The sequence below is a fragment of the Streptomyces sp. bgisy159 genome, assembly GCF_965341775.1.
In the GTDB taxonomy this organism is placed as follows: Bacteria; Actinomycetota; Actinomycetes; order Streptomycetales; family Streptomycetaceae; genus Streptomyces.
In genome coordinates, this window is the sequence record NZ_CBDQZH010000003.1 from 332,669 (window position 1) to 347,812 (window position 15,144).

A 15,144-nucleotide genomic window follows, 5' to 3' on the forward strand; every position below is an offset into this window, starting at 1 on the left:
CCCGGCGGGGCACACCGCGGCCGGTCACGGAAAGCGACGGTAACTCCCCAGTGCCCCCCCTTGCCGAAGCCCGGCGCCGGCTGCAGGCCCACCCCCTCGCCCTGGACGCGGCGCTCGCCACCGCCGTGCTCCTGTGCATGGTCGCCGGCTCCTTCGTCGACCCGCACGGCGAGAACGGCGTCACCTGGGGCATCCACACCCCCGACCCGCTGGGTCTGCTGCTGATGACCCTCGGGGCGCTCGCCCTGGTCTTCCGGCGCCGCGCCCCGAGAACGGTCCTCGCCCTCACCGGCACCGTCTGCGTCGTCGAGTCCGTCACCGGCGACCCCCGCGCCCCGGTCGCGATGTCCGCCGTCATCGCCCTCTACACCGTCGCCTCCACCACCGACCGCCCCACCACCTGGCGGGTCGGCCTGCTCACCGTCACCGTCCTCACCGGCACCGCCATGCTCGCCGGCCCCCTGCCCTGGTACGCCCAGGAGAACCTCGGGATCTTCGCCTGGACCGGTATCGGCGCCACGGCCGGGGACGCGGTGCGCAGCCGCCGGGCCGTCGTCCAGGCGATCCGGGACCGGGCCGAGCGGGCGGAACGCACGCGGGAGGAGGAGGCCCGCCGCCGGGTCGCCGAGGAACGGCTGCGTATCGCCCGCGACCTGCACGACGTGGTCGCCCACCACATCGCCCTGGTCAACGTGCAGGCCGGCGTCGCCGCGCACGTCATGGACAAGCGCCCCGACCAGGCCAAGGAGGCCCTCGCCCACGTCCGGGAGGCCAGCCGCAGCGCGCTCAACGAGCTGCGCGCCACCGTCGGCCTGCTCCGCCAGTCCGGCGACCCCGAGGCCCCCACCGAGCCCGCTCCGGGCCTGGACCGCCTCGACGACCTCGCGGGAACGTTCCGCAGCGCCGGGCTCCGGGTGGAGGTTGCCCGCGCCGACGACGGCACGGTGCTCTCGGCGGCCGTGGACCTCGCCGCCTACCGGGTCGTCCAGGAGGCCCTGACCAACGTGCAGAAACACGCGGGCCCAAAGGCCAGGGCCGAGGTCAGCGTGGTCCGCGTCGGCCCCCGCCTGGAGATCACCGTTCTCGACGACGGCGCCCCGCCGGACGACCGGCCGCACGCGACCGGCGGCGGCCACGGCCTGCTCGGCATGCGGGAACGCGTCACCGCGCTCAACGGCACCCTCACCACCGGTCCCCGCTACGGCGGCGGCTTCCGCGTCCATGCGATCCTGCCCCTGAGAGCCCGCCCCGCCAGGGCGGGGGAGCCGGGGGAGACCGTATGACCATCCGTGTCCTGCTCGCCGACGACCAGGCCCTGCTGCGCAGCGCCTTCCGGGTACTGGTCGACTCCGAACCCGACATGGAGGTCGTCGGCGAGGCCTCCGACGGGGCGGAGGCGGTGCGGCTGGCCAAGGAGGAAGCGGCGGACGTCGTCCTCATGGACATCCGGATGCCCGGCACCGACGGCCTCGCCGCCACCCGGCTGATCAGCGCCGACCCGTCCCTCGCCCAGGTCAGGGTGGTCATCCTGACCACCTTCGAGGTCGACGACTACGTGGTGCAGTCCCTGCGCGCGGGCGCCTCCGGATTCCTCGGCAAGGGCTCCGAGCCGGAGGAACTCCTCAACGCCATCCGCGTCGCCGCCGGCGGCGAGGCACTGCTCTCCCCGACCGCCACCAAGGGCCTCATCGCCCGCTTCCTCGCCCAGTCCGACGGCGCCGACGGCACCGACTCCCTGCACTCCGCCCGCCTGGACGCGCTCACCGGCCGCGAGCGGGAGGTCCTCGTCCAGGTCGCCGGCGGCCACTCCAACGACGAGATCGCCGAACGCCTGGAGGTCAGCCCGCTGACGGTCAAGACCCACGTCAACCGGGCGATGGCCAAGCTGGGCGCCCGCGACCGGGCCCAGCTCGTGGTGATCGCCTACGAGTCGGGGCTGGTACGGCCACGGGCGGACTGACTCTCAGAGCAGGTCAGTCGTCTCCAGCTCGAAGACGAACGGCTCCGGCAGGGTGAGTGACTTGCCGAAGGGCACGGTGCAGTGCTGACGGTATGCGTCATCCTTGGGATCGCTGAACAGCGTGACCGAGGAGGCGTCGCGGTCCACCAGCAGGTACAGCGGGATGCCCGCCCGGGCGTAACAGCGGCGTTTGGCCTCGCGGTCCGTCCTGGGCTTGGTCGAGGTGACTTCCAGGACCATGGTCACGCCGTGGTACGGCATCCATGAGTCGGCATCGCGGTAGAGGTTGAGATGAGCGGGAGCGAAGGTCCCGTCCGGGACCACACGGTCCTTCGGGCAGTCGCCTCCCTTTTCCAGCATCAGTCCTTTGTTGCCGGAGAAGTCCATGTCGATCCGGGATCGCCGGATCACCTGCTTCATCAGCCTGGTGATGAAGTGCTCGTGCTCCCCGTCCGGCGGCGGCGTCACAACGATCTCCCCCTCGATCAACTCGGCCCGGAACCCCTCCGGGGTGTCGAGGGAGAGGAAGATGTCCAGCAGCCCCTCGGCCGGCGTGGTGGGCTCGTGCGCCACAGCGGTCATGTCACGCCCCTCCTTCGGTCGGTCGCCAGAGTGGACCATCGGACGATCACCTGCCCGTGAGATCGGAAGCCGTTCCCTCGATCGTGGCATACCCGTCCGTCCCCGGGGGGATCCGGATCCAGCCGCCCGTACTGCGCGCGGAGTATGCGAGGCATAAAGAAATGGACCTGGGGCCTACGAATCATGATCGTGGGATGGAACAGGGTGGAGGACCACACGTCCGCCCGCTTCTGCCGCTCCCAGAAGAGAGACCTGATCCATGTCCTGGCTGTCGAGGTTCAGCCTCGCGCAACGGGCCCTCATAGGCCTGATGTCCCTCATCGCGATCGTGTTCGGGGCGATCGCGATACCCCAGCTCAAACAGCAGTTGCTGCCCACCATCGAACTGCCCATGGTGTCGGTGGTCGCGCCGTACCAGGGCGCCTCCCCGGACGTCGTCGAGAAGCAGATCATCGAGCCGATCGAGGACAACCTCGACGGCGTCGACGGCATCACCGGCGTCACCTCCACGGCGAGCGAGGGCAACGCGCTGATCATCGCGTCCTTCGACTACGGCAACGACACCCAGCAGCTGGTCGCCGACGTCCAACAGGCCGTCAACCGGGCCCGGGTGCGGCTCCCGGACGGCGTCGACCCGCAGGTGATCGCCGGTTCCACCGACGACATGCCGACCGTCGTCCTCGCCGTCACGTCGGACAAGGACCAGCAGGCGCTGGCCGACCAGCTCGACTCCACCGTCGTACCGGCGCTGAAGGACATCGACGGCGTCGGCCAGGTCACCGTCACCGGCGTCCGCGACCTCCAGGTCTCCGTCACCCCGGACGACGGCAAGCTGGCGAAGGCCGGCCTGAGCGGCCAGAGCCTCACCCAGGCCCTCCAGGCGGGCGGCGCGACCGTCGCGGCCGGCTCCTTCGACGAGGCCGGCAGCAACCGCACCGTCCGGGTCGGCGGCGGCTTCACCTCCGTGGCCCAGATCCAGAACCTGGCCGTCCGCGGCCCCGACGGCAAGCGCCCGGTCCGCCTCGGCGACGTGGCCGCCGTCAAGCAGGAGGAGGCCCCGGCCGACTCCCTCACCCGCACCGACGGCAAGCCCAGCCTCGCCGTGATGGTCACCATGGACCACGACGGCAGCGCGGTCGCGATCTCCGAGGCCGTCGAGGACAAGCTGCCCGGCCTGCGCGCCGACCTCGGCTCGGGCGCCGAGCTGACCGTCGTCAGCGACCAGGGACCCGCCGTCTCCAAGGCCATCGAGGGCCTGACCACCGAGGGCGGGCTCGGCCTGCTCTTCGCGGTCCTCGTCATCCTGGTCTTCCTGGCGTCGATCCGCTCCACGCTGGTGACCGCGGTGTCCATCCCGCTGTCGGTCGTCCTCGCGCTGATCGTCCTGTGGACCCGCGACCTGTCCCTGAACATGCTCACGCTGGGCGCGCTGACCATCGCGATCGGCCGGGTCGTCGACGACTCGATCGTCGTCCTGGAGAACATCAAGCGCCACCTCGGCTACGGCGAGGAGCGCCACAGCGCGATCCTCACGGCCGTGCGCGAGGTCTCCGGTGCGGTGACCTCCTCCACCCTGACCACGGTCGCCGTGTTCCTGCCGATCGGCCTGGTCGGCGGCATGGTGGGCGCCCTGTTCGGCGCGTTCAGCCTCACCGTCACCGCGGCGCTGCTGGCGTCCCTGCTGGTGTCGCTGACCGTCGTCCCGGTGCTGTCGTACTGGTTCCTGCGCGCCCCGAAGGGCACCCCGGCCGACGCGGCCGAGGCACGCCGCAGGGCCGAGGAGAAGGAGGCCGGCAGCCGCCTGCAGCGCGTCTACGTGCCCGTCCTGCGCTTCGCCACCCGGCGCCGCCTGACCAGCGTGGCCCTCGCGGTCGTCGTCCTGGTCGGCACGTTCGGCATGGCGCCCCTGCTGAAGACGAACTTCTTCGACCCGGGCGACCAGCAGGTGCTGACCGTCAAGCAGGAGCTGGCGCCGGGCACCAGCCTGGCCGCGACCGACGTCCAGGCCCGCAAGGTCGAGCGGCTGCTGGCCGGCACCGAGGGCGTGAAGGACTACCAGGTCACCGTCGGATCCTCCGGCTTCATGGCCGCCTTCGGCGGCGGCACCGACAGCAACCAGGCGTCGTACCAGGTCATGCTGGAGGACTCGGCGTCCTACGAGGACGTCCAGGACCGCATCGAGGCCGGCCTGGAGAAGCTCGACGGCATCGGCACCACCACGGTGGCCGCCGGTGACGGCTTCGGCAACCAGGACCTCAGCGTGGTCGTCAAGGCGGCCGACGAGAAGGTGCTGCGCACGGCGGCCGAGCAGGTCCGCGAGGCCGTGGCGGGCCTCGACCACGTCACCGACGTCACCAGCGACCTCTCGCAGAGCGTGCCGCGGGTGTCGGTCCGGGCCAACGGCAAGGCCGCCGCGGCCGGGTTCGACGACCAGAGCCTCGGCATGGCGGTCGCCCGGGCCGTGCGCGGCACTCCGGTCGCCAAGGCGACACTGGACGACACCGAGCGCGACATCGTCATCAAGTCGGCCACGCCCGCGACGACCCTCCAGGAACTGCGGAACCTGCCGCTCGGCCCGGTGCGGCTCGGCGACATCGCCACCGTAGAGCTGGTCGACGGCCCGGTCTCCATGACCCGGATCGACGGGCAGCGCGCGGCGACCGTCACCGCCAAGCCGACCGGCGACAACACCGGCGCGGTGAGCACCAAGCTGCAGGCGAAGATCAAGGCCCTGAAGCTGCCGGCCGGCGCGCGGGCGGAGATCGGCGGGGTCACCTCCGACCAGGACGACGCGTTCAAGAACCTCGGCCTGGCGATGCTCGCCGCGATCGCGATCGTCTTCATGCTGCTGGTGGCGACCTTCCGGTCGCTGGCCCAGCCGCTGATCCTGCTGGTGTCGATCCCGTTCGCGGCGACCGGCGCGATCGGCCTGCTGGTCGCCACCGGCACCCCGATGGGCGTTCCCGCGATGATCGGCATGCTGATGCTGATCGGCATCGTGGTCACCAACGCGATCGTGCTGATCGACCTGATCAACCAGTACCGGCGGCAGGGGTACGGCGTCGTGGAGGCCGTCGTCGAGGGAGGCCGGCACCGGCTGCGCCCGATCCTGATGACGGCACTGGCGACGATCTTCGCCCTGCTCCCGATGGCCCTCGGCGTCACCGGTGAGGGCGGCTTCATCGCCCAGCCGCTGGCCGTGGTGGTGATCGGCGGCCTGATCACCTCGACCCTGCTGACCCTCCTGCTGGTCCCGACCCTCTACGCCGTGCTGGAACTGCGCAAGGAGCGCCGCGCCAGGAAGCGGGCCGCGAAGAAGGGCGGCGGCGACCGGCCGGCCGACGGCACGGCCGACGCGGACGAGACCTCCGGAGAGCCGGAACCGGCCGGGGTCTGACCCGGCCGACCGCCCCGTCCCCTCCCCCCTCCCGCGCCCCCATATCCTTGGGGCTCGCGACTGCTCTTCGGGGGAAGGGGACCGGGGCGGTGCCACTGCACAAGGACGACCCCAGATCACTGGGCGGATACCGGATCGTCGACCGGCTCGGCGCCGGCGGCATGGGGGTCGTCTACCGGGCGAGAGCCAGATCCGGGCGCGAGGTCGCCGTGAAGCTGGTCCACGCCCAGTACGCGGAGAACCCGGTCTTCCGCGCCCGCTTCCGGCAGGAGATCGCCGCCGTCCGCAAGGTCAGCGGCGCCTTCACCGCCCCCGTCGTGGACGCCGACCCGGAGGCCGTACGGCCCTGGATGGCCACCCAGTACGTGCCGGCGCCCTCGCTCGCCGAACGCATCCGCGCCACCGGCCCGCTGCGCGGCGCCGAGCTGCGGCGACTGGTGCTCGGGCTGGTGGAGGCGCTGCGCGACATCCACCGCGCCGGCGTCGTCCACCGGGATCTGAAGCCGGCCAACGTCCTGATGGCCGACGACGGGCCGCGCGTCATCGACTTCGGGATCTCCCGGGCCGCCGAGAACCAGACCCTGACCGAGACCGGCCACATGATCGGCACCCCACCCTTCATGTCCCCGGAGCAGTTCACCGACGCCCGCTCGGTGGGCCCCGCTTCCGACGTCTTCTCCCTCGGGGCGCTGCTGGTCTACGCCGTCACCGGGCACGGCCCCTTCGACGCGGACAGCCCTTATCTGACGGCGTACCGGGTGATGACCGAGGAACCGGCGCTGGACGCGGTGGCGGAGCCGCTGCGCGGGCTGCTGGCCCGCTGCCTGGCCAAGGAGGCCGCCGCCCGGCCCTCGCTGGACGAGCTCGCCGGGGAGTTCGCCGCCGTCCTGCCGGAGCCGGACCCCGGCGACCCTTCCACGGTGACGCTGCGGCTGCCCCCGGCCCCGGAGCCGCCGCGCACCCCCACCGCCGCCGGCGCGGGCGCCCCCGGGCCGGAACCGCGCCGGCGGCGCACCCGGCTGCCGGCCCTCGTGGCCGCCGCGGCCGGGGTCCTGGCCGTGGCGCTCACCGCCTACCTCCTGGGCCCGGCGCGCGGCGGCGACGCCGCCGGGCCGGCGGCGGACTCCCCGCGCCCCTCGGCGGCGTCCCGCTGGCGGAGCCTCCCCGAGGGCTGGCGGCCCTGGCAGACCACCCTGTTCGAGACCGCCGGGCGGGGCGCCGAGCGGCCGCTGGGCGGTTCCGCGGGCTCCGACACCGGCTACCCGGACTGCCGGCTCAGCGACGGGGACGTGTACTGCGCCGGCAACGGCACCCTCCCGGTGCGCCTCGACGGGCGCACCGGCGCCACCGTCTGGCGGGCCGACATCGCCCGCAAGGGCGTCGCGCGCGGCTCGTACACCACGGCACTGCTCGGGGTGTCCGACGGCGCGGCGGTCGTCCAGGAGAGCGTCACCGGCCCCGACGGCGACTACGACGAGGTGACCGTGACCGCGCTCGACACCGCGAGCGGGTCCCGGCTCTGGTCGCACCGGGTGGCCGCCGAGTACGCCGACACGCTCCTGTCCGCGGGGCTCGTCCTGGTCACGGAGGACGGCGGCGACACGGTGGTCGCCCGCTCGCCCCGGGACGGCGCCGTGCGGTGGAAGGCGCCGCTGCCCGCGAACCACTACTGCTCCTACCGCGACGTGGACGGCAGCCCCTACGTCGACTGCGTGACGAGGGACGAGAACTCCGACGCCGCGCAGCTGCTCGCGCTGGACCCGGCCGACGGCAAGGCCCGGCGGCTGCCCGTGACCGCGGCCGACGGCGACTTCCTCGGCCGGCTCGGCGGCAGGCTGCTGTTCGCGTCCTGGGTGGAGGACCGGTCGGGCGGCGGCATGCAGTACACCGGGGTGGTGCTGATCGACCCGGACAGCGGCGAGCGCACGGCGACGCCCCTGGCCGCGCGCTACTCCGGGGACTCGCTGTACGCCGACGGCACCCTGTACTTCACCTCTCACGCGGGCCGGGTCACGGCGGTGTCGGCCCGGACCGGCCGACAGCTGTGGCAGACCCCGACCACCCTGGAGGCGCCGGGCTCGCCGGCGGTCGACCCGCGCGCCGGAGTGCTCTACCTGGCCACGGCGGGCGGCCGGGTGGGCGCCCTGGACACCCGCACGGGCGAGGTGCTGTGGGAGTCCGCCGCCCCCCGCACCGACGCCATGGGCACCAGTGGCTGGTCCCGTGTGCTGCTCCACGAGGGTGCCGTGATCGTGGCCACCCCGGGCGGCAGCCTGTTCTCGCTCGACCCGGCCCACCCCGGACGGCAGCCGGCGCCGGCGTGAGCGTCACGCCGGCGCCGGAGCACGGGACGGGGGAGCGGGGCGGGGCTACGGCAGCGCCAGCATCCGCTCCAGGGCCAGCTTGGCGAAGGCCTCGGTCTCCCGGTCGACCTGGATGCGGTTGACGAGTTCGCCCTCGGCCAGCGACTCCAGCGTCCACACCAGGTGCGGCAGGTCGATGCGGTTCATCGTCGAGCAGAAGCACACCGTGCGGTCGAGGAAGACGACCTCCTTGCCCTCGGGCGCGAAACGGTTCGCCAGCCGGCGGACCAGGTTCAGCTCCGTGCCGATGGCCCACTTGGAACCGGCCGGCGCGGCCTCCAGGGTCTTGATGATGTACTCGGTCGAGCCGACGTGGTCCGCGGCGGCGACGACCTCGTGCTTGCACTCGGGGTGCACCAGCACGTTCACGCCCGGGATGCGTTCCCGCACGTCCCTGACGGAGTCCAGGTTGAAGCGGCCGTGCACCGAGCAGTGGCCGCGCCACAGGATCATCTTCGCGGCGCGCAGCTCTTCGGCGGTCAGCCCGCCGTTCGGCTTGTGCGGGTTGTAGACCACGCAGTCGTCGAGGGACATGCCCAGGTCGCGGACGGCGGTGTTGCGGCCGAGGTGCTGGTCCGGCAGGAACAGGACCTTCGTCGACGAGGACCCACCCTGCTGGAACGCCCATTCCAGCGCCCGCCGCGCGTTGGACGAGGTGCAGATGGTGCCGCCGTGCCTGCCCGTGAACGCCTTGATGTCCGCGGAGGAGTTCATGTACGAGACGGGCACGACCTGCTCGGCGACGCCGGCCTCGGTCAGCACGTCCCAGCACTCGGCGACCTGCTCGGCGGTGGCCATGTCGGCCATGGAGCACCCGGCGGCCAGGTCCGGCAGGACCACCTTCTGTTCGTCGGAGGTCAGGATGTCGGCGGACTCGGCCATGAAGTGGACGCCGCAGAAGACGATGTACTCGGCCTCCGGGCGGGCGGCCGCGTCCCGGGCCAGCTTGAAGGAGTCGCCCGTGACATCGGCGAACTGGATGACCTCGTCGCGCTGGTAATGGTGGCCGAGCACGAAGACCTTGTCGCCCAGCTTCTCCTTGGCGGCGCGGGCGCGCTCCACCAGGTCCGGGTCGGAGGGGGACGGCAGGTCACCGGGGCACTCGACGCCGCGCTCGCTCTTCGGGTCGGCCTCGCGGCCGAGGAGCAGCAGGGCGAGCGGAGTCGGCTGTACGTCGAGCTCCGGGGTCTGGGCGGTGGTCACGGCACGCACCCTTTCTACTTTTCGTCGAACTGACGCTATATATCATAACCCGGTTCACGTCACTTTGACGATGGCCATAGCGTCGATGTGACGTGAATCCCGATGAGTCGTTTTCCGCTTCCGGGGGCATGTGCGAGCATGAAGGAGGAGCCGAAAGACAGGCGCCCGGCCCGGAATGAATCCGCGGCCTTGCCGGTTGCAACCGTCGGCAAGCAGTCTCCGTACAACCCGGGAGAGATGTAGATGTCCGTATCGGACGAGACCAGCACCGTCACCGACGGCATCATCCTGACCGACGCCGCCGCGTCCAAGGTCAAGGCGCTGCTCGACCAGGAAGGCCGCGAGGACCTCGCGCTGCGGGTCGCCGTCCAGCCCGGTGGCTGCTCCGGCCTGCGCTACCAGCTGTTCTTCGACGAGCGCTCCCTCGACGGTGACGTGGAGAAGGACTTCGGCGGGGTCAAGGTCGTCACCGACCGCATGAGCGCTCCGTACCTGGGCGGTGCCACGATCGACTTCGTGGACACCATCGAGAAGCAGGGCTTCACGATCGACAACCCGAACGCGACCGGCTCCTGCGCCTGCGGCGACTCCTTCAGCTGAGCCGCGGCACGGCACACACGCCGGACACACGGAAGGCGGCGGCACCCGGGATCGGGGCCGCCGCCTTCCGTGTGTCCGGCGAAAGGGTCACCGCGGCGGGTCGGCCGTCTCCGGCAGCCGGGCTCCCGGCTTCTCCAGCGGGACCTCCTGGCCGTCCGCGCCCACGACCGTCCGGTCGCCGAGCGGCCGGTCCAGCCGTACCGTCCGGTGGTACGTCTTGGCGATCATGATGCACACCTTGTCCGGCCAGGGCTTCGCGGTGACCGTGACCGCCACCCGGTCCGCGCTCTCGGCCGCGCTCACCGTGTAGTCGGCGCACACCCCGGCGGTGAACCGGACGGTCAGCTCCGAACCGTCGGCCGTGTACGCCTCCACGTCCACCGTCCGCGTCCCGTCCGGCGCCGTGGACCCGGCACCGGGACCGGTGGGCCGGGGGCTGGGCGGCGCGGTCGGGACACCCGGCGGGGGAGTGGCGCTCGCCGTCGCCGGGGCCAGGTACGCCGGGTCGACGGCCGGGTGCGTCACCGTGTAGGTCTCCGCCGCTCCCTGGGTGCGTGCGGTGAACAGCCACGACGGCACCAGCACCGGCCGGCCGCCGCTGCTCCGCGGGGCCAGGCCGAGAACCGCGCCCTCCACCGTGACCGTCTCCCGGTGCGGCCCCCCGCCCGAACGCCCGCAGGGACTCTCCAGCCGGTCCTCCTGCGGCACGGCGCTGGCACAGCCGCCGATGCCCATGCGGTGCTCCGTGCCCGGCGCGGAGTTCATCAGGTCCAGGGTCTCCCGGGCGCTGAGCACGGGGTAGGCCGCACCGGCCACGGGCTCGGTCAGCCGCCCGTTCCCGCCGACGACCTCGCCGCGCGCGTCGACGATGACGCCGGTGGTCCAGCCGTAGGTGGGCAGCCCGCCGAACACCGGATCGGCGTTGACCACCCGTTCGGCGCCCATCACCTGGCTCGCGTCCACCTTGGCGTCGTCCTGGCCGACCGCCTTCAGCACCGGCGCGGCCGCCGCGATCGCGGCGCTCTCGCCGATCGGGTCGCCACCCTGGGCGAGGGAGGGCTCGGCGGGACAGGCGGTGGCCTTGCGGGAGCAGTTGTCCGAGCCCGGCGCGTACCGGCTGAACGTCCACATCCCCGGGGCCTGCCGGTTCACCCGCAGCACGGGCCCGGAACCGTCCCGGTCCCCGCCGTCCCCGCCGACCCGCCACACGTCACCGGCCGCGACCGGGGTCCCGGTCACCCCGAGCGCCTTCGCGAGCCGCGCCACGGCGTCCTTGCCCACCTCACCCCGCGCCCACCGCACGACGGCCGACTCCGGGCCCTCGGGCAGCGTGCCGTCGGCCTCGTACACCACGCCGTAGGGATTCGGCTCGCCCGGCGCGATGCCGTTGCCGCTCTCCCCGGCTCCGGCGGCGTACCCGTCCAGCGCCAGCACCGGAGGCGTCCCCTGGGCGGAGGGCGCACCGACACCGCCGTGACCGCCCCCGCCGCCCGCGCCGGCGGCCAGGTACGCCCCGCCACCGCCCACCACCATCACGGCGACGGCGACCATCCCCACCATCAGCCGCGACCTGTGCCGCCCGGCCGGCGCGTCCGCCGGGTCCGCGGGGCGGGCGGCGGCCGGTGAGGTCTCGCCGGGCCGACCGGCCGCGGAGGCGCTCCCGGACGTGGTGTCACCGTCCGGCTCGGCCGGCGCATCGCTGTCCCGGCCGGGCTCGGCGGCCACAGGTGGGGCGGCCTCGTCGGGCTCGGGGGCGGGGGGTGCTCCGGCGTCGTCGCGCTCGGCGGCGGGGGGTGCTCCGGCGTCGTCGCGCTCGGCGGCCGGCGGGGTCCCGTCCTCCGGCTCGCCGGGCACGGCGTCCGCCTCGCCCTCCGGGGGGCCGGCCTCCCCGGCGGACGTCTCCCGCTCCACCGGGGCGGCCTGCTCCTCCCCGGCGGAGCCCTGCCCCGGAGAACCCTTCGTCACGGGCTCCGCCGCGCCGTCGGTCTCCCTCGCGGCGTCGTCGTGGTCGGGTCGCTCGGTGTTCACCGCATCGCTCCTTCGGCCGCACAGCTGTCCCGGCGGTCGACCCGCCCCGCACGGCCACCAAGGACCGCCGGGAGGGTCGTACCCCGCATCCCCCCTACGGGGGACAGCGATGGGACGCAGCGGGGGAGCGCGCGGTTCCCTTCAGCGGCGCCCGGAGCGTGAGAAGCGCCCGAAGCGCCCCCGCACCCGCTCGCCGTCAGTTGCCGTACTCCGGCATGGCCGCCAGCAGCCGCGCCGAACGCGCCGGGACCGTCACGCCGTGCAGGAGGGACAGCGGCACCGGCCGCGCGGCGGTCCGCTCCGGGGCCGCCCAGTGCGGGACCATACGAGCGCAGTCACCCCGCAGCGAGGCGAGGTCCACCTCGTGGTCGGCGGGGGTGTCGGAGGCAGCCTCAAGGATCGTCATAGCGGCACCGTAGGCACGGACGAGTCCGCGAAGAAAGATCTACTATCGGGTAGTTTCCACTGCTTCTGTAGCCCTCGCCGACCCGGTAGCGTGAACTGTCAATCCCCCTCCACACAGGAGAGTCCACGCCGTGCGCATCGCAGTCACCGGCTCCATCGCCACCGACCACCTCATGACGTTCCCCGGCCGCTTCGCCGACCAGCTCGTCGCGGACCAACTGCACACGGTCTCGCTCTCCTTCCTCGTCGACAACCTGGACGTACGCCGGGGCGGCGTCGGCGCGAACATCGCCTTCGGCATGGGCCAGCTCGGCACCCGGCCGATCCTGGTAGGCGCCGCCGGCTTCGACTTCGACGAGTACCGGGCCTGGCTGGAGCGCCACGGCGTCGACACCGCCTCGGTCCGCATCTCCGAGACGCTGCACACCGCCCGCTTCGTCTGCACCACGGACGCCGACCACAACCAGATCGGCTCCTTCTACACCGGCGCGATGAGCGAGGCCCGCCAGATCGAGCTCAAGACCGTCGCCGACCGGGTGGGCGGCCTGGACCTGGTCCTGATCGGCGCCGACGACCCCGAGGCGATGCTCCGCCACACCGAGGAGTGCCGCTCCCGCGGGATCCCCTTCGCCGCCGACTTCTCCCAGCAGATCGCCCGGATGAGCGGCGAGGAGATCAGCATCCTCCTGGACGGCGCCACCTACCTCTTCTCCAACGAGTACGAGAAGGGGCTCATCCAGACCAAGACCGGCCTGTCGGACGACGAGATCCTCGCCAAGGTCGGCCATCGGGTGACCACCCTCGGCGCCCGCGGTGTCCGCGTCGAGCGGGCCGGCCAGGACCCGATCGAGGTCGGCTGCCCGGACGAGGAGCGCAAGGCCGACCCCACCGGCGTCGGCGATGCCTTCCGCGCGGGATTCCTGTCCGCGCTGGCCTGGGGCGTCTCGCTGGAGCGGGCCGCGCAGATCGGCTGCATGCTGGCCACCCTCGTCATCGAGACGGTGGGCACCCAGGAGTACCAGCTGCGGCGGGGACACTTCATGGAGCGGTTCACGAAGGCGTACGGGGACGAGGCGGCGCAGGAGGTCCGGGCGCACCTGGGCTGAGGCCGGCCGGTCCGGTGCGGGAGCGCGGGGGCTGGTCGCGCAGCTCCCCGCGCCCCGGGCTGGTCAGCTCGTCCGGCGGACCACGTACGCCGTTCCTCCTCGCGCCGGCTCCTCGCCGACGTACTCCTGGCCCCGCATCTCGCACCACGCCGGGATGTCCAGCCGTGCGGCCTCGTCGTCGGCCAGCACCCGCACCAGGCCGCCCACCGGTACGTCGCCGAACACCTTCGCCAGCTCGATGACGGGGACCGGGCACCGCTTGCCCAGCGCGTCCACCACCATCCCGTCCTCGCGGACCTCGGCCACCGGCGCCGGAGCCCCGAGCTTGTCCCGGACCCCGGCCACCACCCCGGGCAGCACCTCCAGGAACCGTTCGACGTCCTGTTCGGCGGCCCCCGCGGGCAGGGACACCCGGACGTTCCCCTCGCTCAGCACCCCCATCGCCCTGAGCACATGGCTGGGGGTCAGCGTGCTGCTCGTGCAGGACGATCCGGAGGAGACGGAGAAGCCCTCCCGGTCCAGCTCGTGCAGCAGCGTCTCCCCGTCGACATAGAGACAGGAGAACGTGACGATCCCCGGCAGCCGCTGCTCGGGATCCCCGACCACCTCCGCATCGGGGACGAGGGCCGCGACCCGCGCCCGGATCCGCCCCGTCAGCTCCCGCAGCCGCTCGGCCTCCGCCGCGGCCTCCGCCCGTACGGCCCGCAGGGACGCCACCGCGGCGACGATCGCCGGGAGGTTCTCGAAGCCGGGCTCCCGGCCCGACTCCCGCTCGTCCGCCGGCCCCCGCGGAGCGAACCGCACCCCCTTGCGCACCACCAGCAGCCCCACACCCGACGGGCCGCCCCACTTGTGGGCGCTGCCCGCCAGCACCGACCACGGCCCCTCGACCGGCCCCCAGCCGAGCGACTGCGCCGCGTCCACGAAGAGCGGAACGCCGGCCGCCCGGCACACCTCCGCGACCGCCGCCACCGGCTGCTCGGTACCCACCTCGTGGTTGGCCGACTGCAGACAGGCCAGCGCGGTGTCCGCCCGCAGCGCCTCGGCGTACGCCTCGGCGCTCACCAGACCCCCGCGGTCCACGGGCACCCGGGTCACCGTCCCGCCGTCCGCCTCGTGCGCGTCGGCCGAATGGAGCACCGAGCTGTGTTCGACGGACGACACGATCAGGTGACGTCCGACGCGCCCTCGGCCGGCCAGCGCCCCCGCGATCCCCCGGTGCACGGACCGCGTCCCCGACGACGTGAACACCACCTCGTCGGCCCGGCACCCCACCGCGTCCGCCGCCGCCTCCCGGGCGGCGTCCAGCAGCATCCGCGCCTTGCGCCCCTCCCGGTACAGCCGCGCGGGGTCCGCCCATCCGTCCTCCAGCGCGGCCAACAGCGCCTGACGGGCGACGGGATGGAGAGGAACGGCGGAGGCAGCGTCGAAGTAGGCCATACGGCAACGGTAGAACTCCGCTCCGACGGCCGGCCCCGGGGGCGCCGGGCGCCGCCCGGT

General features: G+C 73.2%; 11 protein-coding genes. 6 read left to right on the forward strand and 5 right to left on the reverse strand.

Annotation, left to right across the window (positions count from 1 at the left end):
• Positions 1–50: 50 nt before the first annotated feature.
• Both ACSLTV_RS05405 and ACSLTV_RS05410 read left to right on the forward strand, forming a co-directional pair.
• The gene (locus ACSLTV_RS05405) at positions 51–1,283 is read left to right on the forward strand and encodes a sensor histidine kinase (RefSeq protein WP_432135620.1); all 1,233 of its coding nucleotides are present in this window, start codon (positions 51–53) and stop codon (positions 1,281–1,283) included.
• Positions 1,280–1,960, forward strand: a complete 681-nt coding sequence (locus tag ACSLTV_RS05410) for a response regulator (RefSeq protein WP_432135619.1) — start codon at positions 1,280–1,282, stop codon at positions 1,958–1,960. Before ACSLTV_RS05405 ends, ACSLTV_RS05410 begins: the two co-directional genes overlap by 4 nt.
• A gap of 3 nt (positions 1,961–1,963) precedes the next feature.
• Here the strand turns inward: ACSLTV_RS05410 and ACSLTV_RS05415 are convergent, their stop codons facing one another.
• Positions 1,964–2,542 carry a Uma2 family endonuclease gene (locus ACSLTV_RS05415; RefSeq protein ID WP_432135618.1) on the reverse strand — a complete coding sequence of 193 codons (579 nt, stop codon included), beginning with the start codon at positions 2,540–2,542 and terminating at the stop codon, positions 1,964–1,966.
• Positions 2,543–2,801: 259 nt separating this feature from the next.
• On the opposite strand from ACSLTV_RS05415, the gene ACSLTV_RS05420 reads away from it, so the two are divergent.
• Positions 2,802–5,939, forward strand: coding sequence for an efflux RND transporter permease subunit (locus tag ACSLTV_RS05420; RefSeq protein ID WP_432135617.1), 3,138 nt, complete (start codon positions 2,802–2,804; stop codon positions 5,937–5,939).
• A gap of 89 nt (positions 5,940–6,028) precedes the next feature.
• Positions 6,029–8,263, forward strand: a complete 2,235-nt coding sequence (locus ACSLTV_RS05425) for a protein kinase domain-containing protein (RefSeq protein ID WP_435611711.1) — start codon at positions 6,029–6,031, stop codon at positions 8,261–8,263.
• A gap of 45 nt (positions 8,264–8,308) precedes the next feature.
• Here the strand turns inward: ACSLTV_RS05425 and nadA are convergent, their stop codons facing one another.
• On the reverse strand, positions 8,309–9,505 hold the full coding sequence (gene nadA, locus ACSLTV_RS05430) for a quinolinate synthase NadA (RefSeq protein WP_432135615.1): 1,197 nt from the start codon (positions 9,503–9,505) through the stop codon (positions 8,309–8,311).
• 243 nt (positions 9,506–9,748) lie between these two features.
• On the opposite strand from nadA, the gene ACSLTV_RS05435 reads away from it, so the two are divergent.
• Positions 9,749–10,105 carry a HesB/IscA family protein gene (locus ACSLTV_RS05435; protein WP_306967610.1) on the forward strand — a complete coding sequence of 119 codons (357 nt, stop codon included), beginning with the start codon at positions 9,749–9,751 and terminating at the stop codon, positions 10,103–10,105.
• An 87-nt stretch (positions 10,106–10,192) separates the two neighbouring features.
• Here ACSLTV_RS05435 and ACSLTV_RS05440 read toward each other — a convergent pair whose 3' ends face one another.
• Positions 10,193–12,133 carry a hypothetical protein gene (locus tag ACSLTV_RS05440; RefSeq protein ID WP_435611712.1) on the reverse strand — a complete coding sequence of 647 codons (1,941 nt, stop codon included), beginning with the start codon at positions 12,131–12,133 and terminating at the stop codon, positions 10,193–10,195.
• 196 nt (positions 12,134–12,329) lie between these two features.
• Positions 12,330–12,539, reverse strand: a complete 210-nt coding sequence (locus tag ACSLTV_RS05445; RefSeq protein WP_432135613.1) for a hypothetical protein — start codon at positions 12,537–12,539, stop codon at positions 12,330–12,332.
• A gap of 130 nt (positions 12,540–12,669) precedes the next feature.
• Between ACSLTV_RS05445 and ACSLTV_RS05450 the strand changes: the two genes are divergently transcribed.
• On the forward strand, positions 12,670–13,644 hold the full coding sequence (locus ACSLTV_RS05450; protein ID WP_432135612.1) for a carbohydrate kinase family protein: 975 nt from the start codon (positions 12,670–12,672) through the stop codon (positions 13,642–13,644).
• Positions 13,645–13,707: 63 nt separating this feature from the next.
• On the opposite strand, the gene ACSLTV_RS05455 is transcribed toward ACSLTV_RS05450, so the two are convergent.
• Positions 13,708–15,084, reverse strand: a complete 1,377-nt coding sequence (locus ACSLTV_RS05455; protein ID WP_435611713.1) for a cysteine desulfurase/sulfurtransferase TusA family protein — start codon at positions 15,082–15,084, stop codon at positions 13,708–13,710.
• Positions 15,085–15,144: the final 60 nt, after the last annotated feature.